General features: G+C 63.7%; 22 protein-coding genes. 12 read left to right on the forward strand and 10 right to left on the reverse strand.

Going from position 1 to position 19,110, the window contains the following annotated elements:
• Positions 1-18: 18 nt before the first annotated feature.
• Both EJ074_RS08230 and EJ074_RS08235 read right to left on the reverse strand, forming a co-directional pair.
• Positions 19-684, reverse strand: coding sequence for a response regulator transcription factor (locus EJ074_RS08230; RefSeq protein ID WP_095805675.1), 666 nt, complete (start codon positions 682-684; stop codon positions 19-21).
• Positions 685-747: 63 nt separating this feature from the next.
• Complete coding sequence (locus EJ074_RS08235) at positions 748-1,047, reverse strand: hypothetical protein (RefSeq protein ID WP_095805674.1); 300 nt, start codon at positions 1,045-1,047, stop codon at positions 748-750.
• Between the two features lie 293 nt (positions 1,048-1,340).
• Here EJ074_RS08235 and EJ074_RS08240 point away from each other — a divergent pair, with 293 nt between their 5' ends.
• Positions 1,341-1,733 (forward strand): ester cyclase, encoded by a 393-nt coding sequence (locus tag EJ074_RS08240; RefSeq protein WP_129552962.1) that lies wholly within the window; start codon positions 1,341-1,343, stop codon positions 1,731-1,733.
• 8 nt (positions 1,734-1,741) lie between these two features.
• Here EJ074_RS08240 and EJ074_RS08245 read toward each other — a convergent pair whose 3' ends face one another.
• Both EJ074_RS08245 and EJ074_RS08250 read right to left on the reverse strand, forming a co-directional pair.
• The gene (locus EJ074_RS08245) at positions 1,742-2,149 is read right to left on the reverse strand and encodes a DUF3168 domain-containing protein (RefSeq protein ID WP_095805673.1); all 408 of its coding nucleotides are present in this window, start codon (positions 2,147-2,149) and stop codon (positions 1,742-1,744) included.
• A 94-nt stretch (positions 2,150-2,243) separates the two neighbouring features.
• A complete protein-coding gene (locus EJ074_RS08250) occupies positions 2,244-2,471 on the reverse strand; it encodes a hypothetical protein (protein ID WP_129552963.1) in 228 nt (75 codons plus the stop codon).
• A 105-nt stretch (positions 2,472-2,576) separates the two neighbouring features.
• Between EJ074_RS08250 and EJ074_RS08255 the strand changes: the two genes are divergently transcribed.
• Positions 2,577-3,209 carry an SDR family oxidoreductase gene (locus EJ074_RS08255; RefSeq protein WP_129552964.1) on the forward strand — a complete coding sequence of 211 codons (633 nt, stop codon included), beginning with the start codon at positions 2,577-2,579 and terminating at the stop codon, positions 3,207-3,209.
• A gap of 3 nt (positions 3,210-3,212) precedes the next feature.
• Here the strand turns inward: EJ074_RS08255 and EJ074_RS08260 are convergent, their stop codons facing one another.
• Positions 3,213-4,766, reverse strand: coding sequence for a trimethylamine methyltransferase family protein (locus tag EJ074_RS08260; protein ID WP_129552965.1), 1,554 nt, complete (start codon positions 4,764-4,766; stop codon positions 3,213-3,215).
• A 363-nt stretch (positions 4,767-5,129) separates the two neighbouring features.
• Here EJ074_RS08260 and EJ074_RS08265 point away from each other — a divergent pair, with 363 nt between their 5' ends.
• From EJ074_RS08265 to EJ074_RS08285, 4 genes are all read left to right on the forward strand, one after another.
• Positions 5,130-7,289, forward strand: a complete 2,160-nt coding sequence (locus tag EJ074_RS08265) for a penicillin-binding protein 1A (protein WP_129552966.1) — start codon at positions 5,130-5,132, stop codon at positions 7,287-7,289.
• 144 nt (positions 7,290-7,433) lie between these two features.
• Complete coding sequence (locus tag EJ074_RS08270) at positions 7,434-8,018, forward strand: DUF1214 domain-containing protein (RefSeq protein ID WP_129552967.1); 585 nt, start codon at positions 7,434-7,436, stop codon at positions 8,016-8,018.
• The gene (locus EJ074_RS08275; protein WP_129552968.1) at positions 8,011-8,559 is read left to right on the forward strand and encodes a DUF1254 domain-containing protein; all 549 of its coding nucleotides are present in this window, start codon (positions 8,011-8,013) and stop codon (positions 8,557-8,559) included. The genes EJ074_RS08270 and EJ074_RS08275 overlap by 8 nt, the downstream gene beginning before the upstream one ends.
• A 391-nt stretch (positions 8,560-8,950) precedes the next feature.
• Positions 8,951-9,943 carry a DUF2336 domain-containing protein gene (locus EJ074_RS08285; protein ID WP_129552969.1) on the forward strand — a complete coding sequence of 331 codons (993 nt, stop codon included), beginning with the start codon at positions 8,951-8,953 and terminating at the stop codon, positions 9,941-9,943.
• 7 nt (positions 9,944-9,950) lie between these two features.
• Here the strand turns inward: EJ074_RS08285 and EJ074_RS08290 are convergent, their stop codons facing one another.
• Positions 9,951-10,298 carry a DUF1491 family protein gene (locus tag EJ074_RS08290; RefSeq protein ID WP_095805664.1) on the reverse strand — a complete coding sequence of 116 codons (348 nt, stop codon included), beginning with the start codon at positions 10,296-10,298 and terminating at the stop codon, positions 9,951-9,953.
• 144 nt (positions 10,299-10,442) lie between these two features.
• Here EJ074_RS08290 and EJ074_RS08295 point away from each other — a divergent pair, with 144 nt between their 5' ends.
• Positions 10,443-10,703 carry a type II toxin-antitoxin system ParD family antitoxin gene (locus tag EJ074_RS08295; protein WP_207210061.1) on the forward strand — a complete coding sequence of 87 codons (261 nt, stop codon included), beginning with the start codon at positions 10,443-10,445 and terminating at the stop codon, positions 10,701-10,703.
• Positions 10,696-11,037, forward strand: coding sequence for a type II toxin-antitoxin system RelE/ParE family toxin (locus EJ074_RS08300; RefSeq protein ID WP_129552971.1), 342 nt, complete (start codon positions 10,696-10,698; stop codon positions 11,035-11,037). The genes EJ074_RS08295 and EJ074_RS08300 overlap by 8 nt, the downstream gene beginning before the upstream one ends.
• On the opposite strand, the gene EJ074_RS08305 is transcribed toward EJ074_RS08300, so the two are convergent.
• Positions 11,001-11,771: a peptidoglycan-binding protein gene (locus EJ074_RS08305; protein WP_129552972.1), complete on the reverse strand. Its 771-nt coding sequence runs from the start codon at positions 11,769-11,771 to the stop codon at positions 11,001-11,003. The two genes, EJ074_RS08300 and EJ074_RS08305, sit on opposite strands and share 37 nt — an antisense overlap.
• Positions 11,746-13,491: a HAMP domain-containing sensor histidine kinase gene (locus EJ074_RS08310; protein WP_095805818.1), complete on the reverse strand. Its 1,746-nt coding sequence runs from the start codon at positions 13,489-13,491 to the stop codon at positions 11,746-11,748. The genes EJ074_RS08305 and EJ074_RS08310 overlap by 26 nt, the downstream gene beginning before the upstream one ends.
• Before the next feature lie 531 nt (positions 13,492-14,022).
• Between EJ074_RS08310 and EJ074_RS08315 the strand changes: the two genes are divergently transcribed.
• Both EJ074_RS08315 and EJ074_RS08320 read left to right on the forward strand, forming a co-directional pair.
• Positions 14,023-14,412: a DUF5330 domain-containing protein gene (locus EJ074_RS08315; RefSeq protein WP_129552973.1), complete on the forward strand. Its 390-nt coding sequence runs from the start codon at positions 14,023-14,025 to the stop codon at positions 14,410-14,412.
• Between the two features lie 172 nt (positions 14,413-14,584).
• Positions 14,585-15,013, forward strand: a complete 429-nt coding sequence (locus tag EJ074_RS08320; protein WP_095805660.1) for a SufE family protein — start codon at positions 14,585-14,587, stop codon at positions 15,011-15,013.
• 182 nt (positions 15,014-15,195) lie between these two features.
• On the opposite strand, the gene EJ074_RS08325 is transcribed toward EJ074_RS08320, so the two are convergent.
• Positions 15,196-15,621, reverse strand: a complete 426-nt coding sequence (locus EJ074_RS08325) for a MucR family transcriptional regulator (protein WP_095805659.1) — start codon at positions 15,619-15,621, stop codon at positions 15,196-15,198.
• 405 nt (positions 15,622-16,026) lie between these two features.
• A complete protein-coding gene (locus tag EJ074_RS08330; RefSeq protein ID WP_129552974.1) occupies positions 16,027-16,398 on the reverse strand; it encodes an SH3 domain-containing protein in 372 nt (123 codons plus the stop codon).
• A gap of 109 nt (positions 16,399-16,507) precedes the next feature.
• Here EJ074_RS08330 and EJ074_RS08335 point away from each other — a divergent pair, with 109 nt between their 5' ends.
• Positions 16,508-18,607, forward strand: coding sequence for a S9 family peptidase (locus EJ074_RS08335; protein WP_129552975.1), 2,100 nt, complete (start codon positions 16,508-16,510; stop codon positions 18,605-18,607).
• A gap of 84 nt (positions 18,608-18,691) precedes the next feature.
• Positions 18,692-19,081 (forward strand): SET domain-containing protein-lysine N-methyltransferase, encoded by a 390-nt coding sequence (locus EJ074_RS08340; protein ID WP_095805656.1) that lies wholly within the window; start codon positions 18,692-18,694, stop codon positions 19,079-19,081.
• The last annotated feature ends 29 nt before the right edge of the window (positions 19,082-19,110 follow it).

Genomic DNA, 19,110 nt, shown 5'->3' on the forward strand with positions numbered 1-19,110 from the left:
GGTTTCAGCGGTTCCGCGTCACGCCTCCGGCTCACGCATGCGATATCCCATGCCCCGCACGGTTTCGATCATGTCGATGCCCATCTTCTTGCGAAGCCGGCCGACGAACACTTCGATGGTGTTGGAATCGCGGTCGAAATCCTGATCGTAGAGATGCTCGACCAGTTCGGTGCGCGATACCACCTCGCCCATATGGTGCATCAGATAGGCGAGCAGCCGGAACTCGTGCGAGGTGAGCTTGAGCGGGACGCCGTTGACGTCGGCCTTCGAGGCTTTGGTGTCGAGCCTCAGGGGCCCGCAGCTGATCTCGGACGAGGCATGGCCGGCGGCGCGCCGGATCAGCGCCCTGACCCGGGCCAGCACCTCCTCGATGTGAAAAGGCTTGGTGACATAGTCGTCCGCGCCGGCATCGATACCGGCCACCTTGTCGCTCCAGCGGTCGCGCGCCGTGAGGATGAGGACTGGCATCTTGCGGCCGCCGCGGCGCCAGCGCTCGACGACGCTGATGCCGTCCATCTGCGGCAGGCCGATGTCGAGGACCACGGCATCATAGGGCTCGGTATCGCCGAGGAAATGCCCCTCCTCGCCATCATAGGCGCGGTCGACGACATAACCGGCATCGACGAGCGCATCGGCCAGTTGCCGGTTGAGATCCTTGTCATCCTCGACGACGAGCACGCGCATGGTTCGAAGCCTGTTTTGCGGCGGAGGTATAGGCCGATTCCGCCGGCCTGGGAAACGATAGCGTCAGTCCAACGGGACCACGATCTCCGAGCGGCGCGGGCGCTGGCCCTCCTTGCCGGGAACGAGCACGACGATGACGCAGACCTGCCGGCCGCCGCGCGTCGCCTGCGAGGCCTTGGCAAGCGTGCCGCCATACTGCGCGGCAACCTGCTGGCCGATGGCATAGCAATCGCCGGCGGCAAGCACGACCGGCTGCTCGACCGACGGATCGATGGCCGGCATGGCGATCGCCTGCGACGCGAAAAGCGCGGCTGCGGCAAGCGCCAGCGTCACGGAGCGTATATGGGAGCCAAAGGTTTTCATGATCACGGTTCTAACGCATGCGTGCTGAACATGAAATGAACGGTGAACCGCCCGGAAAACCCATTGCCTGTAACCCCATAGTATCGTTTTTGCGCAATTCCGGACGCAAAGCCGCTTCGCACTATTCCTGGAATGCTTCAACGCGAGACGAATGAGTCCTGCCGCCCGAAACCCCTCAAACCAAGCCCCGAATTCATAGCCGGAAAATCATCCGCACGGCTACGGTATTCGGATGCGAAACTTTCGCCCTGCCCTAGCTAGGGTAGAACGTCCTGGTGACCATAGGAGCTACGATGCGAAGTGAGGACCTTGCCGAGCGTTACCGGGGCTACATCGCCTGCCTCAATGCCCAGGACTGGGACGATCTCGGCCGGTTCGTCGGCGAAGAGGTCCAGTATAACGGCGAGACGATCGGGCTTTCAGGATATCGCCGGATGCTGGAAGGCGACTTCGACGCCATTCCCGATCTGCGTTTCAACATCGAGCTGCTTGTCTCAGAGCCGCCGCGCGTGGCCGCCCGCCTGCATTTCGACTGCCGGCCCAAGGGCCTGCTGTTCGGCATGCCGGTCAACGGCGCGCGCGTTTCCTTCGCCGAGAACGTCTTCTACGAATTTCGCGACGGCCGAATATGCGAGGTCTGGTCGGTCATCGACAAGGCCGCAATCCAGGCTCAACTTGAAAGCTGAGGCCTAATTCAGGTGCTTTCCTGGGTGAGCGCGCGGAAGCGCAGCAGACCGTGATGGACGGTCAGGTCCTCGTCATAGCGCGCCTCGGCGAATTCGAGCGACAGGCGCGTCTGGCCGCGCGGACCTATGGAAAGCGCCGCGCCGTCGAGGCGGGCCTTGATGCTATCCATGATGAGACGCGTTTCGGCCTCTCCCTGCGCCTTCGACCAGACATGCAGCGTGATGAGCTGATCGTTGTCATTGTCGGCGCCGGATTCGAGATCGAAGGCGCTGGTGCGGCCGTAGGTCACGTGGGGAAAGGCCGCTTTGTCACTCGCCTGCTCAAGCAGGCCGGCGCCGCCCAGCAGCGCCGACAACGATGCGTCCGTCTTCAGCCTCAGGAACAAGGCCTGCATCAAATCGCCAGGCGCCGTCATATTTCTTTCCTCTCGCCTGCCCGGTTCCCTTCGCAGCCTAGCGGCCTCGCATTGCTTTTGCCAGATCGCCGCGCGTTCTCTGCCGGCGATCTCCTCAAGGCTCACCGCTGATCAACGCCACATTGTCCCTGATCACGCCGCTGACGAAACGGATGACCGCCCGCACCGGCGCCTCATTACCGATCTCGCGGCGATAGACAAGCGAAACGGGGTGGCTGCCGAGAATATCGGCCGTGAGCCGCACCATGCGGCTTTCCGGCTCTGCCCTCAACTCGGCGCCGGAAGCCTGTGCGGTTTTGCAGGCGTGCGCGAAAATCGTCAATTGCCGGATCGCTCCGCCCGCGCGAGAATTTGCCGGATCGACGGCCCGGGCGCCGATTGCATTCGTCGCCGGGCGCAGGTCGGCTGACGAAGCGGGAGGCTGACGATGAACCTGCTGATCTTTGGCGCTTCCGGCGCGACCGGGCGCGCGCTCGTCGCGGCGGCGCTGGCGCAGGGGCATAGGGTGCGCGCTTTCGTGCGCACACCGGGTAAACTCGCCTTCAGTCATGAGCGTCTGAACATCGTCGTGGGCAATGTCGCCGACCGTCATGCGGTGGAGAGCGCCATTGCCGGGCACGATGCGGTGTTTAGTTGCCTCGGCGTCGGCGTGCCGCTGAAACACGACCCCGACGTGATCGCCGGTGTCGGTCACATCGTCGATGCGATGCGGCGGACCGGGCCGAGCCGCCTCATCTATCAATCCTTCCTCGGCGTCCGCGAAAGCCGCACGCAACTGGGGCCGCTGCTCGGCGGCATCATCGTGCCGCTCATGCTGCGCCATGAGGTGGCGGATCACGAAGCGAAGGAAGGCCTGATCGCCCGCTCAGGCCTCGACTGGACCATCGTGCGGCCGCCGAAGCTCGGCAATGGCCCGGCAAGCGGCCAGTTCCGCCATGGCAATGACATTCGGGCGACCTCGCTGCTTCCGACGCTGTCGCGCGCCGACGTGGCGGCCTTCATGCTCGCCCAGGTCAGCGACACCACCTATTCGCGCAAGGCCGTCTCGCTGTTGCGCTGAACCTCACGACACCGGCGCGGCGCCGCCCTCTTCGGTGCGCCGCGCGATGAACTGGTCCAGCACGCCGGCGGTGGCAGCGGCTGCGGGCGGAGGCTGAAAGTCGGCCAAAATCCGCTTCCAGATCCCGGAGGCTCGCTCGGTGGCGGTCTTGCCGCCGGCCTGCGTCCAATTGCCGAAATTCGACCAGTCGGCCACAAGCGGCTCGTAGAAGGCGGTGCGGTAGCGCGTCATGGTATGGGCGGCGGAGAAGAAATGGCCGCCCGGCTGAACTTCGGCGATGGCTTCGAAGCCGATAGCGTCGGCATCGCCCGGCGTCTGCATGCAAAGCTCGGCAACGGTCTGCAGCGCCTCGATGTCGGTGATCAGCTTCTCGAAGGAGACGCTCAAGCCGCCCTCCAGCCAGCCGGCGGCGTGGATGCAGACTGTCGAGCCGGCAAGCACCGAGCCCCACAGCGCGAACTGGGTTTCGTGCGCGGCCTGCGCATCGGAGATGTTGGCGGCGCTGCCGCCGCCGGAGCGCCACGGCAGACCGGTAAAGCGCGCGAGCTGGCCGGCGCCCAAAGTGGCCTTGATGTGCTCCGGCGTTCCGAAGGCCGGCGCGCCCGACTTCATATCGACATTGGAGGAGAAGGAGCCGTAGACCACCGGCGCGGCCGGACGCACGATCTGCGCGAGCGTCAACCCTGCCAGCGCCTCCGCATGCTGCAGCGTCAGCGCGCCGGCGACCGTGATCGGCGCCATAGCGCCCGCCAGGCAGAAGGGCGTGATGATCGACACCTGCCCGGCTCTGGCGAAGTCGATGATGCCCTGCGCCATCGGTATGTCGAGCTGGCGCGGCGAATTGGTGTTGATGACGGTGTAGCAATAGGCTCCGTCACGGAACTCGTCCTCGGACAGGCCGCGCGCCAGCCGGACCATCTCGAAGCCGTCCTCGACCTGGGGCGTGCCGCGCGCGAAAATGAAGGGAAGCTTGTCGGACAGCGTCAGTTGCGCGCGGTTGACCGCATAATGGCGAAAGCGGTTGTCGATATCCTGCGGCTCGATGCACGGGCCGAGCATATGCAGCACGTCGAAATGCTGCAGCAGCTTCATGAACTCTTCGAACGCGGCGAGCGTGCCCGGCCGCCGGCCGCGCTCAAGGTCGGTGACATTTGGCGCGCCGGAGCCGGCGAGGAAGGTCATCGAGCCGAGTTCGAGCGCGAGATCGCGGCAGCGGTCGCCGCCATACGTCTGGATGGAGCGGGGCGCCGAGGCGAGCGCCGCCGCGACCATGTCGCGGCCGATTCTCACCATCTGGCTGTCCTCGTCGACCAAGGCGCCCGCCTTGGCAAGAATGCTGCGCGCCTCGGGCAGCAGCACCTTGATCCCAAGTTCCTCGAGCACGCGCAGCGCCGTGTCGTGGATCGCCGCAACCTGATCTTCGGAAAAGACGGGCTGCGGCAGGAAGGGGTTCTTCAGCGAACGGTAGTTCGGACGGCGGCTCGACTCGCTGCCCGCTTCGCTCGTGCGTCCGCGCCGTCGTTCGCGCCGGACATCCCGCACCGCTTCGTCCATCATGTCGGGCCTCCTCATGCCACGCCGGCCGTTCCAGGCCGACAATGTGCACGGAAAGCCGGCTCCCCTCCCCGGCGAAATCGCCCTCCGCCAACGCTTGGGCGACGCCCTTGCGATCTGCTGAGACCAGAGCAGCCTTCATCGGCTCGTTGGGGTACGGGTCAGCCATCCTGCCGCTCGCCTGCGCTGCTTCACCCGACAGAGCCGGCCGCCGGCACGCCCAATCAACCTTAGCGATCAACAAAGTTTGTGTGTGGCTTCGCTGCCCTTGTGAGCGGTGCTAAAATGGTCGAATAGTCTGGCAGGGTGTACGCTGACACTGCCCACATGCGGTTCGGTGGAAAGGCGCTGGGGCGGAATTCTGGAATGACAAGTCCTTTGAGACCACGCAAGAGAAGAGGCCGGATCGCTTCCGCCTTGCTTGCCGTCGACGCGTGGCTGGATTCCTCGCTCTACGAGATCGGGTTCAAGTCGGGCCAATTCTGGGAAGCGGCGACCATCTTTTCCCGCCGCTTCCGCTTGCATGGCTGGCGGCGCGCCATCATCGAGGTGCTGAGCGAAGGCTTCACCATGGGCGCCGGCGGCTTCGTGGTGCTCCTGGCGCTGGCCATGCCGGCCTTCGAGATCACCGCCGGCGACTGGCGCAACCAGGGCGATTTCGCCGTCACCTTCCTCGACCGCTACGGCAACGAGATCGGCCAGCGCGGCATCATCCAGCGCGATTCGGTACCGGTCGACGAAATGCCGGACCACGTCATCAAGGCGGTGCTGGCGACCGAGGACCGGCGCTTCTTCGACCATTACGGCATCGACGTTCTCGGCCTGTCGCGCGCCATCTTCGAGAATGTGCGCGCCAATTCGGTCGTGCAGGGCGGCTCCAGCATCACCCAGCAGCTCGCCAAGAACCTGTTCCTGTCCAACGAGCGCACCCTGGAGCGCAAGATCAAGGAGGCCTTCCTGTCGCTGTGGCTGGAGGCGAACCTTTCCAAGAAGGAGATCCTGCAGCTCTATCTCGACCGCGCCTATATGGGCGGCGGCACGTTCGGCATCGAGGCGGCGGCGGACTTCTATTTCGGCAAGAGCGTCAAGGACCTGAACCTCGCGGAAGCGGCGATGCTGGCCGGCCTGTTCAAGGCGCCGACCAAATACGCCCCGCACATCAACCTGCCGGCGGCGAGGGCCCGCGCCAATGTCGTGCTGTCCAACCTGGTCGACGCCGGCTTCATGACCGAAGGCCAGGTGCTGCAGGCACGGCTGCATCCGGCCGACATCGTCGACCGCGGCGAGCAGAAGAGCCCGGACTATTTCCTCGACTGGGCGTTCGACGAGGTCAAGAAGATCGCCAAAACCGGCCAGCACTCGCTGGTCGCCCACACGACCTTCGACGCCAACATCCAGAAGGCGGCGGAAGAATCGGTCGAGTTCCACCTCAGGCAATTCGGCAAAGAATACAACGTCACCGAAGGCGCTGTGGTGGTCATCGAGACCAACGGCGCCGTGCGCGCGATCGTCGGCGGCCGCGACTATGGCGCCAGCCAGTTCAACCGCGCCACCAAGGCGCTGCGCCAGACCGGCTCGTCGTTCAAGCCCTATGTCTATGCCACGGCGATGGAGCACGGCTTCACGCCCGACTCGGTGGTGTCGGGCGGCGCCGTCAGCTGGGGCAGCTGGTCACCGCACAACTACAGCGGCGGATCGGCCGGCAATGTCACGCTGCTGACGGCGATCGCCAAATCGATCAACACGGTGCCGGTGCGGCTCGCCAAGGACCATCTCGGCATCGGCCCGATCAAGGCGATGGCCGAATCGATGGGCGTGGAATCACCGCTGGAATCGCACAAGACCATGGTGCTCGGCACGTCGCTGATGACGGTGATGGACCAGGCGACGGGCTACAGCGTCTTTGCCCAGAACGGTTTCGTCGGCTCCAGGCACGGCATCACCCAACTCGTCACCCGGACCGGTGACGTGGTCTATGACTGGACCAAGGACGCGCCGCCGCCGCACCGCGTGCTTTCGGAACAGGCGCTGAAATACATGAACACCATGCTGGCGGCGGTGCCGGTGATCGGCACGGCCAGGCGCGCCCAGCTTCCCAACATCGTCGTCGCCGGCAAGACCGGCACGACGCAATCCTACCGCGACGCCTGGTTCGTCGGCTTCACCGGCAATTACACGGCCGCCGTCTGGCTCGGCAATGACGACTTCACCCCGACCAACAAGATGACCGGCGGTTCGCTGCCGGCGATGGTCTGGCAGCGCCTGATGGCCTATGCGCATCAGAACATCGACCTGAAGCCGATCCCTGGTCTCGATCATCCCTTCGTCGACCCGGAGGTCGCGGCCAAGGCCGAGGAGGCGGCGAAGAAGGAGGAGGCAGACGACGCCACGGCGCAGGCCCAGGCCGAGCGTCCGCCGGTGCTCTCCAGCCGCACCACGCAGACGCTGCGGGACATGACCAGGGTGTTCCAGTCAGCCCCGGTCCTCGAGGCGCCCACCCCACCGGAGACGCTGTCGGCGCTTTAAGTTTTTGTTTCGATGCATGCCGTTGTCTCAGAACCGCCGCACACTTCTGAGCGACATGCATTAGAGAGTCCCACCGAAGCAGCCGGCTTGCCATGAGGGCCTGCCCCGCGATATCCCGAGCCACCTCCTCTTTGTCCGGCCTTCATGCTCAAGAACGCATTCCTCACACTGCTTTCGCTTGCTCTGGCCATCGGCCTCGGCGGCGGCAGCGTCTGGTATGCGCTCAATGCGCAGGACGGCGTCGGTGCGATCCGCATCGGTCAATGGACCGCCTTTCCCGATATCGGCACGCAAGGGGCCGATCCCTATTCGAAGGCGCGCGTGGCGCGCGAGGGCGTCCTGGCGCTCGGCCGCGCCGAGGGCTTGTCCTTCGTCGCCGAGCGCGACGAGGCCGGCGAGCCGCTGAAGCGGCAATGCGCCTATACGATCGAAGGCGGATACCCGACGGCCCGCTTCTGGACGCTCTATGCCGCCGACCAGTCTCTCGGTGTCATCGACACCGGCAAGCCGAGGCCCGCCGCGCTGCAGTCCTACGATGTCCTGCGCAAGCCCGACAATATGGTCTCCATCTCGGTCGGCAACCGCCCGGCTCCAGGCAACTGGCTGCTGACCACCGGTTTCGGCAAGATGTATTTCGTGCTCACCTTCTACGACACACCGATCGCCAGCAGCACGGGCCTTTCCGACGTGACGCTGCCCCGCATCCTTAAGGCGGGCTGCAATGCGTAGGCTGCTCCACGCCCTGATCATCGGCCTCGTCGGCGCCGGCATCGTGCACATCATCGTGCTTTTACTGGTGCCGGAATTTTCCGAGCGCGACGCCTGGTCGCGACTGGCGATGGCGTCCGATCTTTACAAGATGACGCGTCTCGATGCGGAGGCCGGCGGCGCGCCGGTGGTGAAATCGGTGGATCCGCTGTTCTATGCCGCGGCCTGCCGTTTCGATCTCGCCGACGGGCTGGTGCGGATCAAGGCGCCGGGAGACGTGCCGTTCTGGTCGGCCTCGGTCTATGACCGCAGCGGCCACAACATCTATTCCTTCAACGATCACAATGCCAACAGCGGCAAGCTCGATGCGGTGGTGCTGACGCCGGCGCAGATGATCGATGTGCGACGCGATCTTCCGGAGGAGTTGCAGGGCGCGATCTTCGTCGAGGCGCCGATCGAGGAAGGCATATTCGTCGTCCGCGCCTTCGTGCCGGACGAGAGCTGGAAACCGATCGTGTCACGGTTTCTCGAGCAGAGCGCCTGCGAGCTGCCGGACTACTAGATTGTACCCTCAGTGATGCGGGACAGGAGGCCGCGGCGAACCTGGCTTGCCCGGATCAACGCCGCTTGGCCGCGCCTGGCCGCCCTGCGGCTGCTGCTCGTAGCGTACGCCGGGGAAAATGATGACCGCCGCCGCCGTAGCGGTGTCGTGACTTGCTCGATTTATGCGTGCCGTTCTCGGCACAAATGACAGGACCATGCCCATGGTTCGCGCATTCCTCTCGGTTTGACCGGAGCACAACGCAACGCCTCCAAACTCGATTAAGGCGGCCAGAGGGTTAACGGAGCGCTAACGGATCGTCGCTAATTTGATGTTTGTTTCTGGCAAACGCGAAATCGGCCCGACCGATCCAGCGAGACCAGGGTTGTGTCGAGTATCGGGCGTATCCTCCGTGTCTTCTTCGGATTTCAGGCACATCGCTATCCGGACCGAAGCGGGAAAAGCCGAAAGGCTGTTCCGCGCCGCAGTGTCGGCCTTCTGCTCGCTGACGCGGCCGTCGCGCCGCGAGATCGCCCAACTCGAGGATCTGACGCTGCCGCTGTTCGACGACGTCTCGGTCGAATCGCGGCGCTATGTCGCCGCGGCGCTGTCGGAGTGTGAATATGCCCCGACGGCCCTGGTGCGACGGCTCGCCGAGGAGCCGGTCGAGACGGCGGCTCCCCTGCTCATCCGCTCGAAGGCACTGAGCGATATCGACCTCATCGCGCTGATCGGCCGCCATGGCCTGCCGCATGCCCGCGCGATCGCGCGGCGCAAAGGGCTCAACCAAACGATTGCCGACCTGATCCGCGCCCTGGAGAAGCCGACGCTCGTTAAGACGCGCCAACCGGAGACGGTCACGAAACTACCGACTTCCGGCACCTCCGCCGCCGACCATCACCCGCCTGCCGGAGAAGCTGGGGAGAATGCTCGGCGCCGGCTGCGCTCGATGATGCGGCCGGCGGGCGACGTCACCGTCAACACGTTCCTTGGTCAGCCGGCCTATGCGAAGCTGCGCGAGACGGCGCTGACCGGCAATGCCGCCTTCTTCCAGACAGCTCTTGCCGATGCGCTGGAGGTCGACTTTGCCACCGCCCGCTCGGTGACCGAGCAATCGACCTATGCAGGCCTGCTTGCGGCGCTCAGGGCACTCGACCTCAGTGAGGACACCGCTTTCCTGATCGCGGTCGCGGTCTATCCCGGCGAGTTCCCGCACCCGCAGGCGATTCGACTTTTCCTCGATCGCTACCGGCTGCTGCATCGCGAAGCGGCGCTCGACACGGTGCGGGCCTGGAAGGCCGAGACCCTGTCGCGAGCGATCCGCGGCAAGGCCGGCAACCCAGCGACCGCCGAGCGCCAGGCAACGACCAACGCGGCTTCGGCCGCTGGCCTCAAGGCGTCCTGAAGCTCACCTATTCTGTTCTTAAGGAAAGAAGCTCCTCGACCGGGACCGCACCCGCCTCGATCTCGACCACCCAGATGTCCGGGTCGAACCGCTTTTCCTTTTCCAGCCGCGCATCGAATGCCGAGGCATCATCGCTGCAATCGAGCAACGTGAAGAAGCGCTCGTCGGGCTTTGCTGAATCGTAACTGGTCTGCGGCGCCGGTCCGTAAAGGGCGACCTCGCCCAACCGGCCGCGCGCCAAAACGAAGACAGCGCCTGCCTCAGTCGCGCCACGTTTGACCACGGCGGCAAAGCCGCCTGCCGTGAAGGCACGGCGCAGCAGGGCCGACACCCACAGATCGGTGGTCACGCGCATGGAAAGGTTCCGAATGACATGCGGACTGTTTAGCGAAATGCTTACAAACCTGCGAGCGCCTATGCACCAGCCAGAAAGGGTTTCCTAACAAATCTTGTTAAAAGTTATGAAAGGCACTATAAAGGAACGATGAAAAGCCAAGCTATGCGCACTCTCACCATTTCGTTAACGCCAAAGCAGGCCGCCCGTTTGCAGGACGCAGTGGACGGGGGCGGATATGCTTCGAACAGTGAAATCGTCAGGGAAGCACTGAGGCTGTGGGAGTACCGCGAGGAGCTTCGTGCCCTCGAACTGGCGCAGCTAAGGCAGGCATATGACGAAGGTATTGCTAGCGGCGAAGGTCAGGAAATTGATCGCGCCGCCTTTCTGCGTGCTCTGAAGGCTGAGCACGCCGAACGTGGCTAGCTATCGACTTACCCCTCGCGCGCAACAGGATCTCCGCGAGATTTGGCGCCATATCGCGGTCGACAACGAAGGTGCGGCTAACCGCCTCTTGGGACAGATTTTCGACAAGTTGGAGCTCGCCTCGAGCCATCCCAATATGGGCGTCGCTCGGCCAGAGCTGAGTGCTTCCGCTCGTATTCTCGTGGAGGGCCGGTATATCATCATTTACGAGCCAATGAGCTATGGCGTCCTAGCCGTAGCAATCGTTCACGGGATGCGGGACCCTGAGCATTGGCTTAAAGGAACCGCCACCAGCCGTCAGTTCGTCAGACCGATCTCGCGCATCTTGACGTAGACGGCCTCGTCGGGCTCGCCGGTCTCGGGCAGGCCGAAGAGCGCCTGGAATTCCTTGATAGCGGATTTGGTGCGGGCGCCGACGACGCCGTCGAGCTGCATGTCGTTGTTGCCGAATGCCTTGAGGCCGGCCTGGATCTTGACGATGCGGGCATCCGGGGCTGCGCCATTGGCGGGTGCGGAGACCGGGATCGGAGCAGGAACCGCGGCCGGCTCGGATGCGGCGCTGGCCGGCCGCGGCACCGGGTGCGGAATGGCAGACGTCGTCTGCCGTGCGCCGATCTGATCAAGCAGCGCATCATCAATGGCGCCGGATGACGGCAGCCCGACCTTGAGCTGATAGGCTTGAATGGCCTTGCGGGTGGCCGGTCCCGAAAGGCCGTCAACCGCACCGTCGTAGAAGTTCAGATCCTTCAATATGCTCTGCACTTGCTGGACAACCGGATCCGGCTTGACCGGCGCCTGTCGTACGATGTTGATCGTGGTCTCGGGCTCGTTGGAGACGGTATCCGGAAAGTTCTCAATGCTGCGGGTGGCGAAGAAAGCGCCGGTGTGCGGATAAGGCTGATACCAGAGCGCATTGGCGGAAACATAGAAGAGCGTCACCAGGAAGGCGGTCGATCCGCCGACCAGAACGGGATTGCGCGAGATCATCTGGCCGACCGCGACGGCGCCCTCGCCCAGTACGCCGCGCTCGGGTTCGACCACCTTAGGCCGTCTTGCGGAGCGAGCCATTTCTCTCCCCATTCGCTTCCCCCTTCGGCTTCGCCGCCGGCATCGGCAGCACGCCGTTCGAAGGCGCATCCGATCGCCGCTTCGGCCCGTTGACCGGCAGGCTGATCGTCACCGTGGTGCCCTCGCCCGGCGCGCTTTCGATCGACATCGTGCCGTCGTGCAGCGCCACCAAACCCTTGACCAGGGACAGGCCGAGACCCGTTCCTTCGAAACGGCGCGTGTAGTCGTTCTGGATCTGCGTAAACGGCTTGCCGAGATTGGCGAAATCCTCTTGCGCGATGCCGATGCCGGTGTCGCTTACCCAGAAATGCAGCCGCGAGCCGACGCGCTTGGCGCCGATCACCACGTCGCCGCCGTCGGGTGTGAACTTCACCGCGTTCGACACGAGATTGATCAGGATCTGCTGCACGGCGCGGCGGTCGGCATTGATCTCGCCTGCGTCCGGCGCGATCTGCGCGTCGAGCGCGATGCTCTTTGCCTGCGCCAGCGGCTGCATCATCGACCGGCACATCTCGACTGCCTCGATGAAGCGGAACGGCTCCATTTCGGTCGCATAGGCGCCGGCCTCGATGCGCGAGACGTCGAGGATCGAGGTGACGACCGACAGAAGATGCTGGCCGGACTCCCTCACCAGGCCGACATATTCCTTCTGGCGCGGATCGCGAAAGGCCCCGAACATCTCGTGCAGCAGCATGTCGGAGAAGCCGATGATGGCGTTGAGCGGGGTGCGCAGCTCGTGGCTGACCACCGCCAGGAAGCGGCTCTTGGCCACCTCGGCGGCCGCGGCCGCTTCCCTGGCTGCGGCGAGTTCCTCGCGCAATGTCGCGACGACATCGTTTTCGCGCAGCACGAAGGTGAAGACATCCTGGTCGACATCGCCGTGCATCAGCTCCAGGCAAAACGGACGAAAGTTGTCGGCCGTGCCGGCGCCGTCGCGGGGCAGCCGGATGCGCAGGTCCAGCCGGCGCCTCGGCGCGCCCTCGCGCATGTCGGCGAGCGCGGTGAGATAGGCGACCCGATCGGAAAGGTGGATGCGGTCGAACAGGCCGGTCCCGAACAGCAGCTCCGGCGCCAGCTTCAGGATGGAGCGGGCCTTGCCCGAGGCGTCGAGCACTTCGCCCTGGCGGCCGACGCGCAGCACGACCGCCTCGACAATGTCTTCGAGACGGTCGGCAGCAGGCTCAGCCTGGCGCGTTCCGGCCGAATTGGCGACGGCGCCCGCGCGCGGCAGGAGCGTCAATGCCCAGGCGAACGGCAGCAGCCAATGCCAGGCGGCGATCGCAGTCGCGCCCAGCGGCAGCAAGTGGCCGGCGAATGACTGCAGCAGAATGCCGACAACCGCCACAAGCCCGCCGAACAGCGCCGCGCGCCGGGAACCAGCGATCCACCACGCTTCGACCGGCAGCGCCACGGCAAGCAGAGCAACCGGGGAGGCAAGCCCGCCTGCCGCGGCAATGGCGCCGGCCAGGGCGAACCCGCCGACGGCGAGCGCGGCCTGCGCTGCGAACACCATGCGGCCTGACGCCGCCACCAGGAGCGCCGTGAACCAGCAGAGGCCAAAAGCAGCAAAGATCGTGGCCACCGTGACGGCCGCGCCGAGGCCCGAGGTGACCAGCGTCACCGCGGCGCCGGCGGCAAGGAAGGGAGCGGCGAGCATGACACCGATGAAGCGGCGCTGGTGCTGGCGGTCAGCCTCCCCTGTCACGGTTGGATGCACCATGCGTTCACAGCCGGCCGCCATTGCGCCAGGCAGTTGAACGTATCTGGCCGTCATCGAACTCAATGCACGCATACCCGGTCGTGAACTGCCTGCTACGCAGGTGACTCTTGCTTGGCTTGAAACTCGCATCCAGCGTTTAAGGAATGGATAAGGCTGGCAAGGTCATCGCCTCGCTCCCGACAAATATTGGTATGCCGAAGCCGCAAACTCCGCCGATCTACGGCCATGGTAAATGGAGCGTTAGCCGCAACTGACGCTACAAATTGAGCGGCCTGCATCGCAAGCGCCAGCGCGCTTGCGAAAACGTGCTTTCGAAACAATGGCATAGATGGTTATCATGACGTTAAGACCATCGGCGGCCTTTGAGTAAAAGGCAGCTGCAAATTCCGATCGTTTCGAATTCGTGTAAAATTTGAGGAAAATTCGCGGCTTTCGCGCAAGCCGACTTTTGCGCAGATGTGCCACTATACTGCCCATAAAAGAGGTCATGCCGATGATGCATGATCCTGTCACGGACGAGAGGGCATCGAGATGGGCTTTCTGATCAGGATGGCTTTCTGGTTTTCGCTGGTGCTGCTCGCGCTGCCGCTCAGCGTCGGCTCCAACGAGGACGGGCGCCAGGCGGTCGGGCCGATCCAGGCACTGTTTGCGGCGCGCGAAGCGGTCGGCGACATTGCCGGCATCTGCGAGCGCAAGCCGGATGTATGCGAGACCGGAAAGTCGGCCATGCACACCATTTCGGTCCGAGCCAAGGAAACCGCCAAGATCGCCGCCGCGATGCTGGACGATCAGGGGTCGGAGCAACCGGCGGGGTCGGCGAAGGTTGCGGACACCTCGGATGAAACCACCGGCGGCGTCGCCGAAGACATCGTGCTGCCCGCCAAGGTCGACATCCCGGTGATGCTGACGGCGAAGAACTGAGATCTGTTTCAGCCGCTCACTCGGCCTCATTGATTCTGGGCAATTCCGGACGAAAAACCGTTCACATTTTTCCTGGAGTTGCGCTTACGCCGCGGGCCCGTCCGACCTCTCGACGCCCGCGGCGGTTTCTTTTTCCGTGACGTGGCCGCACCGCGTCACTATATGCGGGGCAATGACGACCTCGATCCAGACGATCCGCGACGACTTCTCCCTGCTCGACGAGTGGGAGGACCGGTATCGCTATGTGATCGAGCTCGGCGAGGCGCTGCCGCCGTTTCCCGACGAAGAGCGCACCGCCGCCAACAAGGTGCCGGGCTGCGTCAGCCAGGTCTGGCTCACCACCGACCAGGGGCCGGGCGTGGATCCCGTGATCAGCTTCAAGGGCGATTCGGACGCTCATATCGTGCGCGGTCTGGTCGCCATCATGCTGGCGCTGTTTTCCGGCCGGGCGGCGAGCGAAATTCAGAAAACCGACGCCGAGACGACGCTGAAGGAACTCGGCCTCGACGAGCATCTATCGCCGCAGCGCGCCAACGGCCTGCGCTCGATGGTCAAGCGCATCAAGCGCGACGCGGAAGTCGCCCTGAAGCAGACCGCCTGACGCGCCTTCATACTTGAGCGCGCCGCGCTGAAACGGATTCAGGCGACGCGCTTTGAGTGTTTGTTTTGATGCATGTTGTTGTCTCAGAATCGTTGCACACTTCTGAGCGACATGCATTAGCGGTCCCGAACAGCAAAACGGCGCCTCACGGGCGCCGTCGAATTGCTGAAGCAAATGCGCAATCACCGCCCCTTGCGCTTACGGCCGAGCCCCATCTTCTTGGCCAGTTGCGAACGTGCCGCGGCGTAGTTGGGAGCGACCATCGGATAGTTGGCGTCCAGGCCCCACTTCTCGCGGTATTCTTCCGGGGTGAGACTGTAGTGGGTCATCAGGTGGCGCTTCAGCGACTTGAACTTCTTGCCGTCCTCGAGACAGACGATGTAGTCGTCGTGGACGGAGCGCTTCGGATTGACAGCCGGCTTCTGCTTCTCAGCCGACGGCTGCTCGGCCGCGCCGCCGACGCGACCGAGCGCGGCATGGACATCGGCGATCAGGTTAGGCAGTTCGCCGACCGGTACTGGATTGTTGCTGACATAGGCGGCGACGACATCGGCGGTTAGCTCGATCAGTGCGTCACTATTTCTGGAAGGTGTTTCGACGATATCCATTGTGCTCAGGCCCCAACGAGAGTTGTTTTATAACTGCGCCCTTTTTTCAGATCGGGCATGGCGCGAATTTCACGCAGGAAAGCCTCTACGATTCGCGTCGCGTTATCTTAATGGCGCTGGGGCGCAAGTAAGTCAATTCACAAAAAGAATTATATTGAGCGCTGTCTATCAAATATTGCGGTTTCAGCTTCAAAAAACCGTGCGCCATGTAACTTAGCGAGATTTTTCTGGCCAGACCAGCATAACGTGACGCGGCGTCACTCAAGCTTTACCCAGAGAGCGACCACGCCAATCGACCGCTTATGCTTGGCTAATGCTTGAAAATCCGACGGGATGCAACGGCATATCGCAGGTTGCGAAAGCAACTTTGCGCTCGTCTTATGAAGCATCCGCGGAAGTGTCCGATCACTCGGCAGGCGCGATATACTTGCCGTAGACCCAGCCGGTGACGAAATGGCCATTCTGCGCCGGATCGTGCCAGATCTCGCACCAGCGATAGCGGATCGCTTGCCGCTGCTGCCAATGCGGCTGACCGGAAAGATCGAGCAGGTCGACCCCGCCGGTGCAGCGGCCTGTCATCTGCAGGCGTGTGCCGTTCGGATAGGCCGCCTGCTTCTGCGATGTGCTTGCCGGATATTTGCGCGCGTTGAGCGTGTCGCCGAACGGCACGCCAACCACTTGCCAGGCGGCGAAGGCGGTTGCATGAGACGGGCCGGACACGGCCAGGACTGTCGAAACGACAGCCAAGGCCAGGGCAGCGCGAACACAGGACTTCATCTTTTCCCCCTTGAACTTACTTCTGCAGACCACCTTGCACCCCTGCCCTTGAACTGCCGCTGAGCGGCGTGTTCATTTGCCATTCAAGCAATTCCCACAGCGAGACGTAATGACCAGACCTTCCGCTTTCCCGCCCGCCAGCCCGCCACAGCCCGAGAAGCGGCCGGTTACCGACACGCATCACGGCATCACCCGGACTGACGACTATGGCTGGCTGAGGGCCGACAACTGGCAGGCGATGTTCAGGGATCCTTCCCTGCTCGACGGCGCAATCCGCAGCCATCTCGAGGCAGAGAATGCCTATCAGGCGATATTGATGTCGGACACAGCCGACCTGCGGGCCAGGCTCTTCGCCGAGATGAAGGGGCGCATCAAGGAAGACGATTCCACGGTGCCGATGAAGGATGGCCCCTTTGCCTATGGCTCGTCCTTCCGGCTGGGCGGCGAGCAACCGCGCTACTTCCGCACGCCGCGCGACGGCGGCGCCGACGAGATCCTGCTCGACGGCGATGCGGAGGCCGAGGGCAAGACCTATTTCCGGCTCGGCGGCGTCGATCACTCGGCCGACCACAGCAAGCTGCTGTGGGCCTTCGACGACAAGGGCTCCGAGTTCTTCACGCTGCGGGTGCGCGATCTCGCCAGCGGCGCAGAACTGGCCGACCAGATACCGGATACGGGTGGCGGCGGCGTGTGGAACGCTGCTGATGATGGGTTCTTCTACACCCGGCTGGACGACAGCCACCGTCCCTCGAAAGTGCTCTTCCACACCCTCGGCGACAGCGTGGAAAACGACCACCTGATCTATGAGGAAACCGATCCCGGTTTCTTCATGGATGTCAGCGGCACGCGTTCCAACGATTGGATCCTGATCGGCATCAACGATCATGAGACATCGGAATACCGGTTGCTCCGCGCCGAACAGCCATTTGCCGAGCCGACGCTGGTGGCAGTGCGCGAGACCGGCCTGCAATATGACTTGGAAGAAGGCGGCGACGTCTTTTTCATTCTCACCAATGCCGACGGCGCCAAGGATTTCAAGATCATGACGGCACCGGTCGAAAACCCGGTGCGTGCCAATTGGAAAGAACTGGTGCCGCACGAACCCGGCCGGCTGATCCTGTCGGTGCTGGGATTCAAGCATCACATGGTCAGGCTGGAGCGCAAGGACGGCCTTCCGCGCATCGTCGTGCGCGACCGCTCGAATGGCGAGGAGCACTTCATCTCTTTCGACGAGGAGGCCTTCTCGCTCGGCCTGTCGGGCTCCTATGAATACGATACCGAGGTCATGCGCTTCACCTATTCGTCGATGACGACCCCGGCGCAGATCTTCGACTACAATATGCGCACCCGCGAGCGGGTGCTTCTGAAGACGCAGGAAGTGCCTTCCGGCCACGATCCGGAGCATTACGTCACCCGCCGGCTGATGGCGCCAGCCGCGGATGGCGAACTGGTGCCGATCTCGCTGATGCATCATCGCGACACGCCGCTCGACGGCTCGGCACCCTGCCTGCTCTACGGCTACGGTTCCTACGGCATCACCGTTCCCGCCGCCTTCAACACCAACTGCCTGTCGCTGGTCGACCGCGGCTTCGTCTATGCCGTCGCCCATGTGCGCGGCGGCAAGGACAAGGGCTATGGCTGGTACGACGACGGCAAGCGTCGGCACAAGATGAACACCTTCACCGATTTCATCGCCTGCGCGCGCCATCTGGTGGCCGAACGCTACAGTCGCCACGACCGCATCGTCGCTCAAGGCGGCTCGGCCGGCGGCATGCTGATGGGGGCGGTCGCCAACATGGCGCCGGAAAGCTTCGGCGGCATCGTAGCCGAAGTCCCGTTCGTCGACGTGCTCACCACCATGCTCGACGCCAGCCTGCCGCTGACGCCGCCGGAATGGCCGGAATGGGGCAATCCGATCGCTTCGGCCGGCGACTACAGGACGATCGCGGCCTATTCGCCCTACGACAATGTCGCGGCGCTTGACTATCCGCCGATCCTCGCGCTGGCCGGGCTCACCGACCCGCGCGTCACCTATTGGGAACCCGCCAAATGGGTGGCGCGGCTGCGCGAGCGCAAGGCAGGCAACAACCCGGTGCTGTTCAAGATCAACATGGAGTCCGGCCACGCCGGCGCATCGGGCCGGTTCTCGCGGCTGGAGGAGATCGCGTACACTTACGCCTTTGCCTTGAAAGTGACCGGCAAGGCCTGATTTTCCACTCGCAATTGCGACAGCCGCGCGTTACCCAATGCGCGGCTTTTTCGCCGCACGCCGTGGAATTCTCAAGGGTCCGTCATGCTGCTCGTCGACGTCTATCTCGACAAATCGCCGATCCAGGGCATCGGCGTCTTCGCCAAGCACCGCATTGCGCGGGGCACGCTGATCTGGAAGCTCGATCCAAGGTTCGACCGGCGCATTCCCGTGGAGACCTACGAGAATGAATCCGGTCCGGTGAAAACCTATCTCGACCGCTATTCCTACCCGGACCGGCGCGATCCCAACTTCATTGTCTTCGAGGCGGATGACGCGCGCTACATGAACCACGCGGACGAGCCGAATTGCGATGTGTCCTCCCCCGAGGAGACCTACGCGCTGCGCGACATCGCTCCCGGCGAGGAATTGACCTGCGACTACAACCACTTTTTCGAGAACGGCTTCGACTTCCTGGGCGATCGCCACGCATAGCCGCTTCAGCACGACCATAGACGACGCGT

This window comes from Mesorhizobium sp. M3A.F.Ca.ET.080.04.2.1, from assembly GCF_003952525.1.
In the GTDB taxonomy this organism is placed as follows: domain Bacteria; phylum Pseudomonadota; class Alphaproteobacteria; order Rhizobiales; family Rhizobiaceae; genus Mesorhizobium.